Genomic DNA, 16,270 nt, shown 5'->3' on the forward strand with positions numbered 1-16,270 from the left:
TTCATCCTGGCAACGTTGCTCGCCCTTGGCCAGACTCGACCTGGCGCAACACCTTCGCCAGTTTCGCCACGGCCATCGCCAGCTCGCCAGGGGTATGCGCCGCAAACCCCATCAGCAATCCCGCCTCCCCTTTCGCCGACGCATACAGGCCACTTAGCCCCAGCAGGTCTATGCCAGCGGCCTGCGCCGCCTTCACGACCTGCTCTTCAGGCATCGGCCTGGTGAAAACACAAGGCATCTGCATGCCGCCTGCGGGCACACGCGCGACAAGAAAGTCCGACAGCTGTGCCTGCACCAATGCCGCCAGGGCATCGCGGCGCTCCGCATAGATCGCCCGCATCAAGCGCACATGGGCGCCGAAGTGCCCGCCTTCGATGAACCTGGCCAAGGTCAGTTGTGCCAGCGAAGCCGTATGCCCGTCCTGCAAGGTTCGCGCAGCGGTCATCGGCTCGACCAGTTGCGGCGGCAAGACCATGTAGGCAATGCGCAAGCCGGCGAACAGGGACTTGGTAAACGTGCCGATGTAAACCGTACGGTCGTGGGCATCCAGGCCTTGCACGCACGCGGTGGGTTTGCCGGCATAGTGAAACTCGCTGTCGTAATCGTCCTCGATGATCCAGGCGCGTTGTTGCCGGGCCCACTCGATCACCGCCAGACGCCGGTCCAGGGACAGGGTCACACCAGTAGGGAACTGATGCGAAGGGGTCAGGAAAACAGCCCTGGCATGGGGAGCCAGCCGTGTTATCTGCGCGACCTGCATGCCGTCCGTGTCCACGGCCACGGCGATGCAATGCAGGCCAGCAGCACCCAGCGCCTTCCTGACCCCATGGTAGGCCGGGTCTTCGATAACCACCTGGTCGCCCGCGTCGGCCAATACGTGAGCACACAGGCTGAACGCCTGCTGTGAACTGGTAAGGATGAGCACGCGGTCAGCCGTGGCCTGTGCGCCACGTTCAAGATTGACGTAATCGGCAATAGCCCGCCGCAGTGGCTCGGTACCTTGCGCGCTACTGGGCTGCAATGCCTGGGAGCCATGTTCCTTGAACACCTGCCGTTGCAGCTTTTCCCAGGCCTGCAACGGGAAGTTGCGGGTTTCCGCCACCCCCGGCGCAAACGGCCGAGAAACGAAGAAATTGTGCACTCCGCCCTCCTGGCATAGCGCCTGGCCACGACGGCTGATTGCCGGCGGTTCGTCCGGGGCTTTCACCTTGCGGCCCCGGGGCTGGGCCGGCAGGTGCTGCGCACGGGGTGAAACGAAGCTGCCACTGCCCACCCGGCGCTCTATGAAGCCTTCGGCGTGCAGCTGGCCATATGCAGCCTCGACCGTATCCCGTGACACAGCCAGCGAGGCCGCCAGCGCACGGGAGGCGGGCAACGCCTTGCCCACGGGCAACGCCCCTTCGAGAACAAGCTGGCGTATCGCACGCTGGATTCTTACGTGCAAAGGCAGTGACGCGCGCTCTGGGTCGCCGATCCAGGCTTTCACCGACTCCAGTTGTGCATGCTTGAACATTGGTATGGCCATGTATGGAAAAGTGGTGGGGCTATACCGGCCATTCTAGCGCTATAAAAACCAGCCTTTCCAACCCTATGCGCCAGAACGACCGAGGCCTCGATGAACACGCCCGCACACACTGTTCCAACCCCGCTACGGCTGACAGACATCCTTCACCCCGTTGTGGCGGGGATCGTTTCGGTAATAGTCAATTATGGCGGCACCTTCATCCTGGTGTTCCAGGCCGCCAAGCTGGCCGGGCTGAGCCCGGCGCTGACCTCCTCGTGGGTCTGGTCAGTGTCGATCGGCGTCGGGCTCAGTGGCCTGGTCCTGTCCTGGTACAGCCGCGAGCCGGTGATCACCGCCTGGTCCACGCCGGCCGCTGCGTTCCTGGTCACAGCGCTGGCCAGCGTGCCCTACAGCGACGCCATCGGTGCCTACCTGCTGTCGGCAGCCGGCTTCGTGATGCTGGGAGTGACCGGTTACTTCGAGCGCCTGGTGCGGGCCATCCCGGGCGGAATTGCCGCCGGCCTGCTGGCGGGTATCCTGTTGCAATTCGGCATTGGTGCATTCGGCGGCCTGTCGGTCGACCCCGCCCTGGCCGGGCTGTTGATCGCGGCCTATGTAACATTCAAACGCTTTACCGCCCGCTATGCCGTAGTAGGCATTCTGCTGCTAGGCCTGGGCTACCTGCTACTGCAGGGCCAGGTGGACCTGACAGCGCTCAGGCTGGAATTCGCCACGCCGTTGTTCACCGCGCCCACCTTCTCCCTCAACGCCGCCCTGAGCGTGGCCCTGCCGTTGTTCCTGATCACCCTTACCGGTCAGTACATGCCAGGCATGCTGGTGCTGCGCAACGATGGCTTCAAGACCAGCGCCAATCCGATCGTGGCAGTCACGGGCCTGGGGTCGTTGCTGATGGCACCGTTCGGGTCGCACGCCTTCAACATCGCTGCCATCACCGCCGCCATCTGCACTGGCAAGGAAGCCCACGAAGACCCGGGCAAACGCTGGGTCGCGGGCATCGCTGCCGGTGTCTGCTACATCCTCGTAGGGGTATTCGGGGTCACCCTGGCCAGTGTGTTCATGGCCCTGCCGGCCACCTTCATCACCACGCTGGCCGGCCTTGCACTGCTGGGCACCATCGGCGCCAGCCTGGCCAACGCAATGGCAGATGCCCGTTCACGCGAAGCGGCACTGATCACATTCCTGGCCGCGGCAGCCAACATCAACCTGTTTGGCATTGGCGGGGCATTCTGGGGGCTGGTCATTGGCTTGCTGGCCTATGCGGTACTGAACGGCCGCCTACCCGGTTTCTGCCACTTCTCCCGGTAAGCGGGCTTTCCACCATCCTGCCGTGCGCCAGGTGCGCACGCCGTACAACAGGTATCGACATGCCCAAAGCTGGCCCCAGGCTTCTTACCCAAATTGCTGCCGTACACTTCGTCAGCCATGTGCACATCATGCTTATCCCGGCGCTGCTACCCGTGCTCCCCGACTTGCTGGGGGTAGGGTTCGTCGAACTCGGCGCAGCCCTGGCCGTGTTCAATATCGTCTCCGCCCTGGTGCAGGCACCGCTAGGCTATGCCGTCGACCACTACGGTGCGCGCAAGGTGCTCAAGGCGGGCTTGCTGCTGGGCAGCATCAGTTTCCTGCTGGTTGCTGTCAGCCCCAGCTACATCCTGCTGTTGGTGGCGATGGCCATGGCCGGCCTGGCCAATGGCGTGTACCACCCGGCCGACTACGCGCTGCTGGCCAACGGCATCGAACAAGGCCGCCTGGGGCGGGCGTTCTCGATCCATACCTTTGCCGGCTTCCTCGGCTCGGCGGTAACGCCAGCGATATTTCTAGGCATCGCTGCACTATTCGGCACGCAGGCTGCCCTGATGGCGGGCGCGGCTGCGGGGGTTGCCGCCTTGCTGTTGATATCGGTTCCAGGCAGTGGAATCCACCACGTTGCCAAGCCTGGCAAAGGCGGCTCTGGCCCCACTGCAGCAGGTCGCGCGCGACTGTTCACGCCCATGCTCGGGCTGCTGACGGTCCTGTTCATCTTGCTCAACCTGAGCACCAGTGCCATCGAGAAGTTCTCCGTGGCCGCCCTGGTCCAGGGCCAAGACCTGACCCTGGCCTGGGCCAACACGGCACTCACGGCCTTTCTGCTCAGCAGTGCTGCAGGTGTACTGTGCGGTGGGGCCTTGGCTGACCGGACCCGGCGTCACGGCCTGGTGGCGGCCTCGGCCTTTGCCCTGGCTGCCGCGTTGACAACGCTGGTGGCCCTCGGGCTGCTTCGGGGCTGGGGCTTGGTGGTGGTTCTCGGTGCCATTGGCTTGCTGACCGGGATCATCGCCCCGTCGAGGGACATGCTGGTGAAGGCGGCGGCACCGAGCGGCGCCGAGGGCAAAGCGTTCGGGCTGGTCTCGACCGGCTTCAGCATCGGCGGTGCCCTCGGGCCGGTGGCGTTTGGCTGGATGCTCGACCAACGCCTGCCTCATGGCATCTTCGTGGCATCGATCGTGTTCATGCTGCTGACGGTGCTGCTGACCTTGGCACAGGAAGCCTACCTGGCCAGGAAGCACCGACAGCCTGTCTAGCCCCAGGGCTGCTTTGCAGCCCTTTCGCAATGCAAGGCAGACCCTGCAGAACAGCACATGGCCATTGATTCATCTGCGCACTGGCTACTCAGGCGACCGGATTGGCATGCACCACCCGCCCACCTGCCCCCGGCCGATTGACGAACAACACATCCAGCACACTGCCGTGCAACCCCTTCAACGCATTCCAGTTCGCTGATGCATGCACGTACCTGTCTCGCAACAATCGCTGCTCATCCTCGGTCAACCCAGGCTGTTCGCATTCACCCAGGGCAAACGCATGCAACTTGCGGCTGATGCCCAGCAGTTCATCCGGCAGCCGGTGCTCGACCTGCCCGTCCAGTTGCGCAAACGGCACACCAGCGCGCACCGCCAGCTCCCGCATGATGCTCAGGTACACCCGCGACAGCTGCCCCGCCACTTCCCGTTCGCGGTACACCGCCGCATACACCTGTTTCTGCGCCTCGCTAGGCAGGCCACCGGCAATCGGAACCTCCCAGGCCAGCACACGCGGCCTGGGCGCGCCCATTTCGCCAAACGACGACGCCAGCAACGCACTGACTGTGGCATGCACACGCGTGTGCTCGGCGCGCATTCTCAGCGGCACCCGCTGAGAATGCGGTTTGCACAGCAGCACCTGCTCCTGCGTGGTATCCGGGTAACCACCGCCAATGTTCGAGTGCACGCCCGGCAACACGATGTCATGGCCGCTGCGTACCAGCGGGAAGTTGTGCCGCTGCTCGTCCCCCGCCACCAGTTGCACCATTTGCCGGGCAATGCCCGCGCCCAGGCCCAGGCGCAAGCCACCATGGCGGTCGTCGGCAGGATCGAAGTCGCCCTGCAGCGGCGCGATAATCGCAGCAACCGTGTCGAACAGGCCTATGAAGTTGATCACGATGCCACAGGGCACAGCCAACAGGCTGCTGCCGCCATCATGCAGCAGGTTGGCCAGATGACGCACAGCCGCAGCGCCGCGGCTGAAACCGAACAAGTCGAACTCGACCCGCTCGAGCCTTGCCTGTGGGTGCGCCTGGCACCAGTCCCGCAGTTGCCCGGCAATCCCCGCCAAGGCCTCGGTGACCCGCGCCTCGGCCCCTCTACGCCCACACCCGGTGGCCGAGGCATAGGCATGATCCGCCTCCCCCGCCAGGGTGCCCACGCCCTCGACATAGCGCTTCAGAAACGCCATGGTCCCATCAGCATTGGCCCCCTGCGTCGGGTACAGTGCATGCAACAGGGCCACATTGCTCAAGGCATTGGCATAACTGCCCCCCTTGTTCCCCGGTGCATCCACCGGCATCACATTGCTCAGGTTGTTACCGGTGCCATCGAAGAACACGCCAAAATGCAGGGTGACCGGCGTGATGCGTGCAGTGCTACAGCTGTTCAGGTCCATCGTCGTGCTTCCTGCTTGTACCAAAAGCACAAGCAGGCGCCAGCACGCTGCTGCGGAACATCAGCCAATGGCCAGCGATATACAGGACATTTCCGGACCTGCATGGCCCCCGGCAAGGATAAATTTCCCTACCGCCATTGGTCGCCACCCCCCCGGATGGATTAAAGTATCACCCCTTGCCAGGGCAGCTGCTTCCAGCCGCCTGCGGCCCCATACCAGGAACCGTCACCGATGGAACACCGTGAAGCGCTGATCGCGCTGCGCACCTTTCTTTCTTCCCAGATCCTAGGCCAGGAGAAACTGGTCGAGCGGCTGTTGATCGTGCTCCTGGCAGACGGCCACATGCTGGTCGAAGGCGCGCCGGGCCTGGCCAAGACCAAGGCCATCAAAGAGCTCGCCGAAGGCATCGAGGCGCAGTTCCATCGCATCCAGTTCACCCCCGACCTGCTCCCGGCCGACATCACCGGCACCGAAATCTACCGCCCGGAAACCGGCAGCTTCGTGTTCCAGCAGGGGCCGATCTTCCACAACCTGGTGCTGGCCGACGAAATCAACCGCGCCCCGGCCAAGGTGCAGTCCGCACTGCTCGAAGCCATGGCCGAACGCCAGGTCAGCGTGGGCCGCAGCACCTACGACCTGTCGCCGCTGTTCCTGGTCATGGCCACACAGAACCCGATCGAGCAGGAAGGCACCTACCCGCTGCCCGAAGCCCAGCTCGACCGCTTCCTGATGCACGTGAAAATCGGCTTCCCCGACGCTGCGGTAGAGCGGCGCATCCTGTTGCAGGCCCGTGGCGAAGCCCTGGGCGGCGAGACCAAGCCCGAGCGCCGGGTCAGCCAGCAGGCGATCTTCGCCGCCCGCAAGGAAATCCTCGGCCTGTACATGGCCGACGCGGTGGAGGAATACCTGGTGCAGCTGGTGATGGCCACCCGCACTCCGGCCAAGTTCGACGCCGAACTGGCCGACTGGATCGCCTACGGCGCCAGCCCGCGTGGTTCCATTTCGCTGGACCGCTGCGCGCGCGCCCACGCCTGGCTGGCCGGGCGCGATTTCGTCAGCCCCGAAGACATCCAGGCGGTGCTGTTCGACGTGCTGCGCCACCGCATCATCCTCTCGTTCGAGGCCGAGGCGGCAGGGATCGACCAGGACCGCGTGGTCCAGCGCATCCTCGACGTCGTCGCCGTTGCCTGAGCCCATGCCCACTGCATCGCTGGCCGAACCCGGCATCCGCATCGGCCTTGCCGAGCTGATCGACATGCGCCACCGCGTGCGCGAAATCCAGCTGTTTTCCCGGCCCGGCCAGCGCAGCCCGCTGGTGGGCCTGCACCACTCCAAGCTGCGCGGGCGCGGCGTGGACTTCGACCAGGTGCGCGTCTACCAGGCTGGCGACGATGTGCGCAACATCGACTGGCGGGTTACCGCGCGTACCCAGGAGCCGCATACCAAGCTGTTCCACGAAGAGCGCGAACGGCCCATCTTCATTCTTGTCGAGCAGAGCCAACGGCTGTTCTTCGGCTCGGGGCTGATGTTCAAGTCGGTGCTGGCCGCCCAGGCTGCAGCGCTGTTCGGCTGGGCCGCGCTGGGCCATAACGACCGCATTGGCGGGTTGGTGTTCGGCGACAACGAGCACCACGAAATCAAGCCCCGGCGCAGCAAGCAGAGCCTGCTGCAACTGCTCAACCGCCTGGCCAAGGTCAACCAGGCGCTGCACACCGAGGCCACGCCCGGTGCCGACAGCCTCGGCCTGGCCCTGCGCCGCGCCCGCGAAGTGCTGCGCCCCGGCAGCCTGGCCATCGTGATCTGCGATGAGCGCTCGCTCACTGCACAGGTGGAGCAGCACCTGGCCATGCTCTCGCGCCATTGCGACCTGCTGTTGATGCCGGTGTCCGACCCGCTCGACCATGCCCTGCCCGCCGCCGGCCTGCTGCGCTTCGCCCAGCGCAGCGCGCAGCTGGAGCTCGACACCCTGGACGCCAACCTGCGCCAGGCCTACCGCCAGCAGGCCGAAGCGCGTATCGAGCGCTGGGAGCTGATGGCGCAAAAGCTGCGCGTGCTGCTGATGCCACTGAGCACCCAAAGCGACATGATCGAGCAGTTGCGCGAATACCTGAACGCCCAGCGGCCACGGAGCGCGTCATGAAGAGCAGCGGCCAATGAACCCGCTTGATCAACTGCAGCCGCTGATCGCCCCTGCGCCGATCGGCCTTTGGCCACCGGCACCCGGCTGGTGGCTTCTGTTGGCCGTACTGCCGCTGCTGGCCTGGGGCCTGTGGCGGGTGCGCCACTGGCGCCCGGGCAAACGTCGTATCGTGCGTGCCGAACAACCCTTGGACCCGGTACGCGTGGAAGCACTGGCCGAACTGGCCCGCCTGCCGCGCCCCTACGATGGCGCGCCGGCCGGGGCGTGGCTGCAACAGATCAACGCCCTGCTCAAGCGCTTGTGCCGCAGCCACTACCCAGGCGCCAACAGCCATACCCTCAACGGCCGCCAGTGGCTGGCGTTTCTCGACAACCGCTGCCCGGCCGCCGGCCTGACCCGCTGGATGGTACTGGTAGAGGGCGCCTACAAACCCGAGTGCAAGCTCGACGACAAGGCCATCGCCGGGCTCAGCCAAGCCGTCGAAACCTGGATTCGCAAGCATGTTTGAACTGGCCTGGCCGTGGGTCTTCGCCCTGTTGCCGCTGCCGTGGCTGGCGCGCCTGGTGCTGCCGGCCGCCGACAGCGGCGAACCGGTGCTCAAGGTGGGCTTCCTCGACGAACTGGAAGGCCTGGCCGGGCGCCGCGCGCGGCTCAACCTGCCAACCTGGCGCCAGCAGGCGCCCTTCGTCGTCATCTGGCTGTTGCTGCTGTGCGCCGCCGCCCGCCCGCAATGGCTGGGCGAGCCAGTGCCAGTGGCTGCCAGCGGCCGCGACCTGCTGGTGGCGGTGGATGTGTCCGGGTCGATGGACTTCCCCGACATGCAGTGGCAGAACGAAGAAATCAGCCGCCTCGACCTGGTCAAGGCGCTGCTCGGCGACTTCCTGCAGGACCGCGAGGGCGACCGCGTGGGCCTGATCCTGTTCGGCAGCCAGGCCTACCTGCAGGCGCCGCTCACCTTCGACCGGCGCACGGTGCGTACCTTCCTCGACGAGGCGCAGATCGGCATCGCCGGCAAGAACACCGCCATCGGAGACGCCATTGGCCTGGCGGTCAAGCGCCTGCGTCAACGGCCGGCACAAAGCCGGGTGCTGGTGCTGATCACCGACGGCGCCAACAATGGCGGGCAGATCCACCCGTTGACCGCCGCCCGCCTGGCCGCCCAGGAAGGCGTGCGCATCTACACCATCGGCATCGGCGCCAACCCCGAAGCCAGTGGCACCCCCGGCCTGCTCGGCCTGAACCCGAGCCTGGACCTGGACGAAGCCTCGCTCAAGGAAATAGCCGACATCACCCACGGTACCTACTTCCGCGCCCATGACGGCGCCGAACTGGACGCCATCGGCGACACCCTCGACCAGCTCGAACCGGTGGCCCAGCAACCGACCCAGGCGCGCACGGCCAAGGCCCTGTATGCCTGGCCCCTGGCCCTGGCCTTGCTGCTGAGCGTGCTGCTGGTGCTGGCCGTGCAATGGCCCGACAACCTGCTGCATCGCCTGCTGCGCAAGCCGCGCTTCCTGCAACCGCACCCGGAATGGCGCCAGCGCCTGAAGCGCCTGCGCCTGAGGAGGCGGCGATGATCGAACTGTGGCCCGAATGGTTGCGCCCGCTCTGGCTGCTGGCCGTACCCCTGCTCGCCTGGCTGCTGTACAAACTGTGGCACCGGCGCAAACGCGCCGGGCGCTGGCAGATGATTCTGCCGCCGGCGTTCCATGGCGTCCTGCTCGGCGGTGGCAGCGGCAGCACCAGCAAGCTGCCGTGGGTGGCGCTGGGCCTGGCCTGGGTGCTGGTGATCCTGGCGCTGCTCGGGCCCAGTTGGCAGCGCGTGGAAGAAAGCCGCCAGCGACCGGCCGACCCATTGGTGATCCTGCTCGAACTGACCCCGCAGATGCTCGCCGAGGACAGCCCGCCCAACCGCCTGGAGCAGGCGCGGCGCAAAATCCTCGACCTGCTGGAGCACCGCCGCGACAGCCAGACCGCGCTGGTGGTCTACGCTGGCTCCGCACACACCCTGGTGCCGCTGTCCGATGACTTGGCCACCAGCCGCAACCTGCTCGAGGCGGTCGACCCATCGATCATGCCCAAGCCCGGCCAGCGCGCCGACCTGGCCGTGCAAAAAGGCCTCGCCCTGCTTGCCCAGAGCGGCCTGGGCCAGGGCCGCCTGCTGCTGATCGGCTCGTCGCTCAGCGCCCCGGAGCGCGAAGGCATCGCCCAGGCCCTCGGCCGCCAGGGCCCGAGCCTGCTGATGCTGGGCATCGGCAGCCGCGAAGGCGCACCGGTGCGCCAGGCCAATGGCGAATACCTCAAGGACGACCAGGGCGGCATCCTGTTGCCACGCCTGGACAGCGCCAGCCTCAAGGGCTTCATCAGCGGCACCGGCGGGCGCTACCGGCATGCCCGCATCGACGACCTCGACCTGCGTGGCCTGGGCCTGTTCGACAGCCCGCGCACCGGGCGCAATGATGGCCAGACCCTGCAACTGGACAGCTGGGCCGACCAGGGGTACTGGCTGCTGCTGCCGCTGTTGCTGCTGGCCGCCTGTGCCGGCCGACGCGGCTGGCTGTTCTGCCTGCCGCTGCTGCTGGCCCTGCCCCAGCCCAGCCAGGCCTTCGAGTTCAACGACCTGTGGCTGCGCCCCGACCAGCAAGGCCAGCGCCTGCTGGAGCAGAACCGCCCGGCCAGTGCCGCGCGCCATTTCCAGGACCCGCAATGGCGCGGCATGGCCCTGTACCAGGCCGGCGACTATGCCGGCGCTGCCGAAGCCTTTTCCCAAGGCGACACCGCCGCCGCACACTACAATCGAGGCAATGCCCTGGCCCGCGGCGGTGAGCTGGAAGCTGCGCTGGACGCCTACGAACAAGCCCTGGAACGCCAGCCCGACCTGCAAGCGGCGCTGGACAACCAGGCACTGGTGCAGCAACTGCTGCAACAGCGCGAGGCCACTGCCGAGGAACAACCGGCCAGCAGCGATACCCAAGGCACGCCCGGCAGCGAAACCGAAGGCAACAGCAGCTCGGCCAGCAGCCCGGCCCAGGGCAAGCCCGGCAACGACGAACAGGCCAGCGCCGAACAGCCCGGCGAAGGCAGCAGCAACAGCCAGGTAACGCCTGGCAACCAAGCGGGCGCGGACGACAGCGTCATCCAGCCGCCGCAGCGCCCGGTATCGACCAGCCTTGATACCGAACAGCGCCAGGCCTTGGAACAATGGCTGCGGGAGATCCCCGACAACCCGGCGGAGCTGCTGCGGCGCAAATTCTGGTATGAACAGCAATTGCATTAGGAAACCTCACGATGAGTCGCTTCGGCGTCTTTCTCCTCTGTCTGCTGTGGGCTGTACTGGCCCATGCCGAACCGTTGCTGCGGGCCAGCGTCGACCGTACCCGCCTGGAAGCCGGCGAAAGCCTGGAGCTGACTCTGGAAAGCCAGGACGTCACCCAGTTCGGCAAGCCCGACCTGCGCGCGCTGGAGGGTGACTTCGAAGTGCGCGGCACGCGCCAGCTGAACAGCCTGCACAGCCTCGACGGCGAAACCCGCGCCAGTACCCGCTGGATCATCACCCTGCTGCCGCGGCGCAGCGGCAGCCTGCGCATCCCCGAACTGCAACTGGGCCAGTCGCACAGCCAGGCCATCGAACTGCAAGTGCTGCAGGCCGATGCCAGCCGCCAGGACAGTGCCTCGCAGGTGTTCATCGAAGCCACGCTCGACAGCAGCGAGGTTTACGTCCAGGCCCAGGCCGTGCTCACCCTGCGCATCTACCATTCAGTGGCACTGTACGACGACAGCAGCCTCAGCCCGCTGCAACTGGAAAATGCCAAGGTCGAACCGCTGGGTGAATCGCGCACCTATGAAAAGGAAATCAACGGCGTCCGCCACGGCGTGATCGAAACCCGCTATGCCGTGTATGCCCAACAAAGCGGCACCCTCGACATCCCACCGTTGACTTTCACCGCCACCGCCGCCGCCAGCCAGGACGAGGCCCCGCAAGCCAACGGCACGGCCCGGGCCGGCCACCAGGTGCAGGTCAGCTCGTTGCCATTGCGCCTGGCCGTGCGGCCGATTCCGGCGGCCTGGCCTGCTGGCGTGCCCTGGCTACCGGCCCGCAGCCTGACACTTGAAGAGCACTGGAACCCCGACCCTGGCAACCAGCAGGTGCAGATTGGCGACTCGCTGACCCGCAACATCACCCTGCGTGCCGAAGGCTTGTCCAGCACCCAGCTGCCACCGCTGCCAGCCACCGAAATCACCGGCCTGCGCCGGTACCCCGACCAGCCATTGCTGCGCAACGAAATCAGCGAACGAGGGATGATTGCCAACCGCGAAGAGCGCGAAGCCTTGGTGCCGACCCACAGCGGCGCGCTGGCCCTGCCGGCGCTGGAAGTGGCCTGGTGGAATACCCGAGAAGACCACCTGGAGCACAGCAGCCTGCCGGCGCGCACGCTGAATGTGCAGGACAACCCGGCGCTGAGCGCCGACACCCCGGTCGGCGACAACAGCAGTGCCAGCAGCTTGCTGTGGCCCTGGCAGCTGGCCACCCTGGTGTTCGCCCTCACCACCTTGCTGGGCTTTGCCCTGTGGTGGCGCGCCCGCTCGCAGCCAGCGGTGCTGCGCGCCGCGCAGGCCGGGCCGAGCCCGCGTACCTTGCTGGATGATCTCAAGCGCGCGTGCCAGGCCAACGACCCACAGGCAACCCGCCAGGCGCTGGACGCCTGGGCCCGCCAGCAGCCGGAGACCCTGGCCGAGATGGCGGCGCGGTTCGTGCCGTTGTCGGATGCACTGGATGGGTTGAACGGGGCGCTGTATAGCGAGAGCGGGCAGTATTGGCAGGGTGAAGATTTGTGGCGGGCGATCGGTACGATTCCCCCGGCTGAGCAGGTATTGCTGCCGACCGGCGAGAACGGCAGCCTGCCGCCGCTATATCCCAAGTGATGTGCTGCCTGTGCAGGCCTCTTCGCGGGTAAACCCGCTCCCACAATGACCGCGCCGGCCTGTAGGAGCAGCCTTGTGCTGCGAAGAGGCCATGACTGCCACAGACAGTCTTTTGTCATACCGGCCTCTTCGCAGCACAAGGCTGCTCCTACAGTCATTGACTGCTTACACGACCCCTGTGGGAGCGGGCGTGCCCGCGAACACCGGCGCAGCCGGTGCCACCGTAAGATATTTCTGAACCTGCAACCCAATGCTTCAGGATCAACCCGCTTAGGAATTATCCTACGCGCGCTGCCGAACTATCGCTGTTGTCGGGGAAACACCTCACGGATAACGTTTCCGGGTCGCTTCGGTGACCGGGTGTGAGAACCCGACGATAAGCAAATTTCCGCCAGCTTTCATGGCGGCCGCGCGCGGGCAGACTTCGGTCTGGCCGAGTTTTCCTTTGCTTCCTCGGTTTCTCACCCCGCGCACGGCTGCCACCTAAACCCGTGAGAAGGTTGCGGTGGTGGCATTCTCTGATCAAGCAAAGGGTTTGAATCATGAAAAAGATCGTCCCCGATCCACCCGCAAAACTAACGGCTCGCCCCTTCTACACCATCAACCAGGACACCCCCTCGGTTGACGCCCTGATCCACACCCTCCAGCTGATGGCCGGCATCGAAGACTCGCTGGACGAATACATCTGCGCCAATGCCGGCGAGCCCGGCATCAACATGCTGGTCAACGCGGTGCATCACGTACAGATGACCAAGGCCCTGGCCGAGTTGCTGTTGCACCGGCAAACCGGGGATATCACCCGGCACTGATTACACAGCCCCAAGACATGCGCGGCCCCTGAGCGGCCTTGCGTCGCGAAAGGGGTGCGAAGCGCCCCCAGGATCTGCGCATCACCGCAAAATCGCCGGGGCCGCCTTGCGGCCCTTTCGCGACACAAGGCCGCTCCTACAAAGACCGTGATCGGAGAGAGGGCTTCATCAACCTGCGAGCACCGGTTGACCTGGCTGACGGCTCAGATGAACCGCTGCCCCTCGAACGGGTTCCAGCTCTGCTGCCCTTTGGTCTGCTTCAGGTAGTAGGCACGGTTGGTCAGGAAGCTGTACAGAAACGCAAACGCCATGCTGATGCCGTTATCCAACGGGCGCGGGATCTCGCTACCCGTCGCGATCTCGTAGTAGCTCAGGAGAACACCGATGGCGATCATGATGGCCAGCATAACCAGGTTCTTCTTCCACAGTCCCAGCACGAACCAGTAGATCGGGCCGAAGAAAAAGGCGATGAAGTTGTTGTTGATCAGCAGCTTCTTGCCAAATGGCAAGGCGCGGAAAGCGGCTTTGTAGGGCTCGGAGGTGGGTGCGCCGTACTGATCGAAGAAAGCGAAACGCTCCCGCCATTTTGGCTTGAGGTTATCTGGGGTGGATTGGGTTTGTGGGATGCCTTCCATTGGTGACTCCTGTGATCGTCGTCCGTGAGTGTCGAATAGCCATGATCATGGCCGGTTCGGAGGGTAAATCAGCATGCCTTTGAGGGCAAGCTTGATACCTCCCGCAAAGCGAGAGCCAAGTCACAGAACGCTCAAGGCTTCCAGATCGGCGCGATCAGAAATTCGTTGTTCACCACACGATTGATGTCGCTCAGGCGACCCAGCGGGTTGTCGTAGTGCAGGTGAATGCGGGTGCCGCTAAGGAACTTCGTATACCCCCTATTAGACTAACTATTGGACTGTCGCTCCACCTCATCATCAGCCGCACTCAATATACCCTCCACCAGACTTGAATCGATTTTCCAAATAGATAATTTGGGGTTCCCTACATATTGCTGACCATAGGGAATTTCGTAATAAGACGCATCTACTTTTTCCGCAGTTAGCACAGCACAAACTGATCGAATCATTTTTGCATGATCGTGGCAGTCGCCGTCAAAAATCTCCAACTCTAATACTGGCTCATGCGCCAGAATCGTTGATTTCAACTGCAACAATGGGACACCAAGTACACGATGGAGCTTCATAAGGGCTGAAGCTGAGACCCCAGCCCCCTCCATGACAATCGCAATGACAGACATTGTTCTATAGTTAACCTTGGATCATCCCTATAAACCTTCTCGCCATCTGCACTCATTACTTTACCGCCACTTTGCCACTCTATTATTCATTAGAGTCGGAGTTCTCCAAAAAAATAGACATCCACGAATCCATCACATCCCATAATTCGATTCCTTCTGTCGGGTTTTCTGGTTTCTCATGCCACCAGATAAAAGCCTGACCCTTGTGTGAGCCATTCCCCAAAGCCAAATAATCACCAGCGCCGCTAGAAAATACCGCCACCATATCAGGGAGTGCTGGATAATCTTCATCGCACAGTTCCTTGACAGCAACAAAGTCCTCCAACCTCGACGGCCCCATAGTGCAACCAATATAGAATCCAAAACCATTATGCAATCTTGAATAAAACTGCCGGAAGCTCGCAGGAAAACTAGGATAACCATCGAAACCTGACCCTTCAACGCCTAGTGGAGCCCCGCCCATATAGAAGCATAAATCACCACCTTCACTATATGCATACATGAGGTATGGGCGATCACTCACAGCCAAAACCGTTCCTAACACACATTTTTCTAGCCACGCGCTTACCCAAGGCAAAAGTTCGGAAAACTCAGCCCATTCCGCAGGAATATGTTTTTTCCCACTATCTGTAAAGCCAAATCCACGCCACTGTTTGGGGAAATCGATATCCACAGGGACATCGCCAGGTGAGAAATACACATCATAACCTTTAAGCTCGGTTACAATACGCTGCTTTAAAGATTCAGGCCAATTCATTTTCATACACCTCAGCTCCGAAGGCACAGGGTTGAATGGACTTCCCGGTACTGGCTATAGAAATACCGACAGTTGCATACAACTTCCTAAAAGCAAAAGAAAACTAAATTAGAGGGCAAAAATCAGCCGTCTAAATCAAACCTATATTTTAAAGAACCAGAAAGCCACAGCAAAGATTACGAAAAAGCACTCAATGTCTACCAATCTCCTCGCCATGACTCAAGATAGAAGCTTTCTCCGCCATCCAAATATTGCAACTGACTCCAAAAAATTTTTCGCACTGATGCATCTCATATTAGATGCCCGACATTTTTATTGCGATGGCCGCTGGATACCAGGAAACAAGAATTCTTTCGACGGATCCCAGTTCACTCCAGTTTCCCGATAGTTTTTAATTCGCGAAACAATTTTCTCGGGATCGCCTACCATCCCACAAAGTTCATAGCGACGAATTAACTCCAGGCCTCCATCAGGTGAAAGGAAGTCTTTGATTATTTTGCCACCAATATTTGAATACCCCTCCGACAACTCTATGAGCTTTGCACCAGTGTTTCCGGGAGTACCAAATATTGCTGAAAGCATACGACGCTCAACAGGTCGTTTATTTGGCGCAACCAGTTCGCTAGATACTACACGCGAAAAAATTTTCTTGATATTTTTTATCGAAACAAAAATCGTGAACAGTAAATCGATATTGTTTAAATCCACACCCACCCAATCATCATTGCTAGAAAAAATGTCAAAAACCTCCAAAAGATGGTTGTTTCTCATTTGCGAAATAGCGTAATAACCCTCTTCCACCTTTATACTTACAACCAAACCTTCCTGCCACTTCAAAGACTTCAACATGATGCAGCCCCCTTTACCTTTCTGCTAGTTTTTGCCTTTCCACTCGAAGTTCTAT

At 62.6% G+C, this 16,270-nt stretch carries 15 protein-coding genes; 9 read left to right on the forward strand and 6 right to left on the reverse strand.

The features are described 5' to 3' along the window. Window position 1 precedes the first annotated feature (1 nt). Window positions 2-1,513 carry a PLP-dependent aminotransferase family protein gene (locus tag WM94_RS24440; RefSeq protein WP_061552314.1) on the reverse strand — a complete coding sequence of 504 codons (1,512 nt, stop codon included), beginning with the start codon at window positions 1,511-1,513 and terminating at the stop codon, window positions 2-4. Window positions 1,514-1,615: 102 nt separating this feature from the next. On the opposite strand from WM94_RS24440, the gene WM94_RS24445 reads away from it, so the two are divergent. Both WM94_RS24445 and WM94_RS24450 read left to right on the forward strand, forming a co-directional pair. Continuing rightward, window positions 1,616-2,830 (forward strand): benzoate/H(+) symporter BenE family transporter, encoded by a 1,215-nt coding sequence (locus WM94_RS24445; RefSeq protein WP_024086547.1) that lies wholly within the window; start codon window positions 1,616-1,618, stop codon window positions 2,828-2,830. Window positions 2,831-2,889: 59 nt separating this feature from the next. Further along, a complete protein-coding gene (locus tag WM94_RS24450; RefSeq protein ID WP_047595247.1) occupies window positions 2,890-4,086 on the forward strand; it encodes an MFS transporter in 1,197 nt (398 codons plus the stop codon). 88 nt (window positions 4,087-4,174) lie between these two features. Here WM94_RS24450 and WM94_RS24455 read toward each other — a convergent pair whose 3' ends face one another. Further along, a complete protein-coding gene (locus tag WM94_RS24455) occupies window positions 4,175-5,482 on the reverse strand; it encodes a DUF2235 domain-containing protein (RefSeq protein ID WP_061552315.1) in 1,308 nt (435 codons plus the stop codon). A gap of 231 nt (window positions 5,483-5,713) precedes the next feature. Between WM94_RS24455 and WM94_RS24460 the strand changes: the two genes are divergently transcribed. From WM94_RS24460 to WM94_RS24490, 7 genes are all read left to right on the forward strand, one after another. Then, window positions 5,714-6,673 (forward strand): MoxR family ATPase, encoded by a 960-nt coding sequence (locus WM94_RS24460; RefSeq protein WP_013971644.1) that lies wholly within the window; start codon window positions 5,714-5,716, stop codon window positions 6,671-6,673. A 4-nt stretch (window positions 6,674-6,677) separates the two neighbouring features. Beyond that, window positions 6,678-7,622, forward strand: coding sequence for a DUF58 domain-containing protein (locus WM94_RS24465; RefSeq protein ID WP_013971643.1), 945 nt, complete (start codon window positions 6,678-6,680; stop codon window positions 7,620-7,622). A gap of 13 nt (window positions 7,623-7,635) precedes the next feature. Further along, window positions 7,636-8,130 (forward strand): DUF4381 domain-containing protein, encoded by a 495-nt coding sequence (locus WM94_RS24470; RefSeq protein WP_015269461.1) that lies wholly within the window; start codon window positions 7,636-7,638, stop codon window positions 8,128-8,130. Continuing rightward, window positions 8,123-9,199: a VWA domain-containing protein gene (locus tag WM94_RS24475; protein WP_015269460.1), complete on the forward strand. Its 1,077-nt coding sequence runs from the start codon at window positions 8,123-8,125 to the stop codon at window positions 9,197-9,199. Before WM94_RS24470 ends, WM94_RS24475 begins: the two co-directional genes overlap by 8 nt. Continuing rightward, window positions 9,196-10,899, forward strand: coding sequence for a tetratricopeptide repeat protein (locus WM94_RS24480; protein ID WP_061552316.1), 1,704 nt, complete (start codon window positions 9,196-9,198; stop codon window positions 10,897-10,899). Before WM94_RS24475 ends, WM94_RS24480 begins: the two co-directional genes overlap by 4 nt. An 11-nt stretch (window positions 10,900-10,910) precedes the next feature. Next, a complete protein-coding gene (locus WM94_RS24485; protein ID WP_061552317.1) occupies window positions 10,911-12,545 on the forward strand; it encodes a BatD family protein in 1,635 nt (544 codons plus the stop codon). A 542-nt stretch (window positions 12,546-13,087) separates the two neighbouring features. Further along, window positions 13,088-13,354 carry a hypothetical protein gene (locus WM94_RS24490; RefSeq protein ID WP_061552318.1) on the forward strand — a complete coding sequence of 89 codons (267 nt, stop codon included), beginning with the start codon at window positions 13,088-13,090 and terminating at the stop codon, window positions 13,352-13,354. A 203-nt stretch (window positions 13,355-13,557) separates the two neighbouring features. Here the strand turns inward: WM94_RS24490 and WM94_RS24495 are convergent, their stop codons facing one another. From WM94_RS24495 to WM94_RS30310, 4 genes are all read right to left on the reverse strand, one after another. Next, window positions 13,558-13,989, reverse strand: a complete 432-nt coding sequence (locus WM94_RS24495) for a DUF2628 domain-containing protein (RefSeq protein WP_013971637.1) — start codon at window positions 13,987-13,989, stop codon at window positions 13,558-13,560. A 266-nt stretch (window positions 13,990-14,255) separates the two neighbouring features. Then, window positions 14,256-14,609 carry a hypothetical protein gene (locus tag WM94_RS29775; RefSeq protein WP_082810639.1) on the reverse strand — a complete coding sequence of 118 codons (354 nt, stop codon included), beginning with the start codon at window positions 14,607-14,609 and terminating at the stop codon, window positions 14,256-14,258. Window positions 14,610-14,691: 82 nt separating this feature from the next. Further along, window positions 14,692-15,366 (reverse strand): SMI1/KNR4 family protein, encoded by a 675-nt coding sequence (locus WM94_RS30305; RefSeq protein WP_156486007.1) that lies wholly within the window; start codon window positions 15,364-15,366, stop codon window positions 14,692-14,694. 312 nt (window positions 15,367-15,678) lie between these two features. Then, window positions 15,679-16,215 (reverse strand): hypothetical protein, encoded by a 537-nt coding sequence (locus WM94_RS30310; protein ID WP_156486008.1) that lies wholly within the window; start codon window positions 16,213-16,215, stop codon window positions 15,679-15,681. Window positions 16,216-16,270: the final 55 nt, after the last annotated feature.

This window comes from Pseudomonas sp. ABFPK, from assembly GCF_001586765.1.
Classification (GTDB): domain Bacteria; phylum Pseudomonadota; class Gammaproteobacteria; order Pseudomonadales; family Pseudomonadaceae; genus Aquipseudomonas; species Aquipseudomonas asiatica.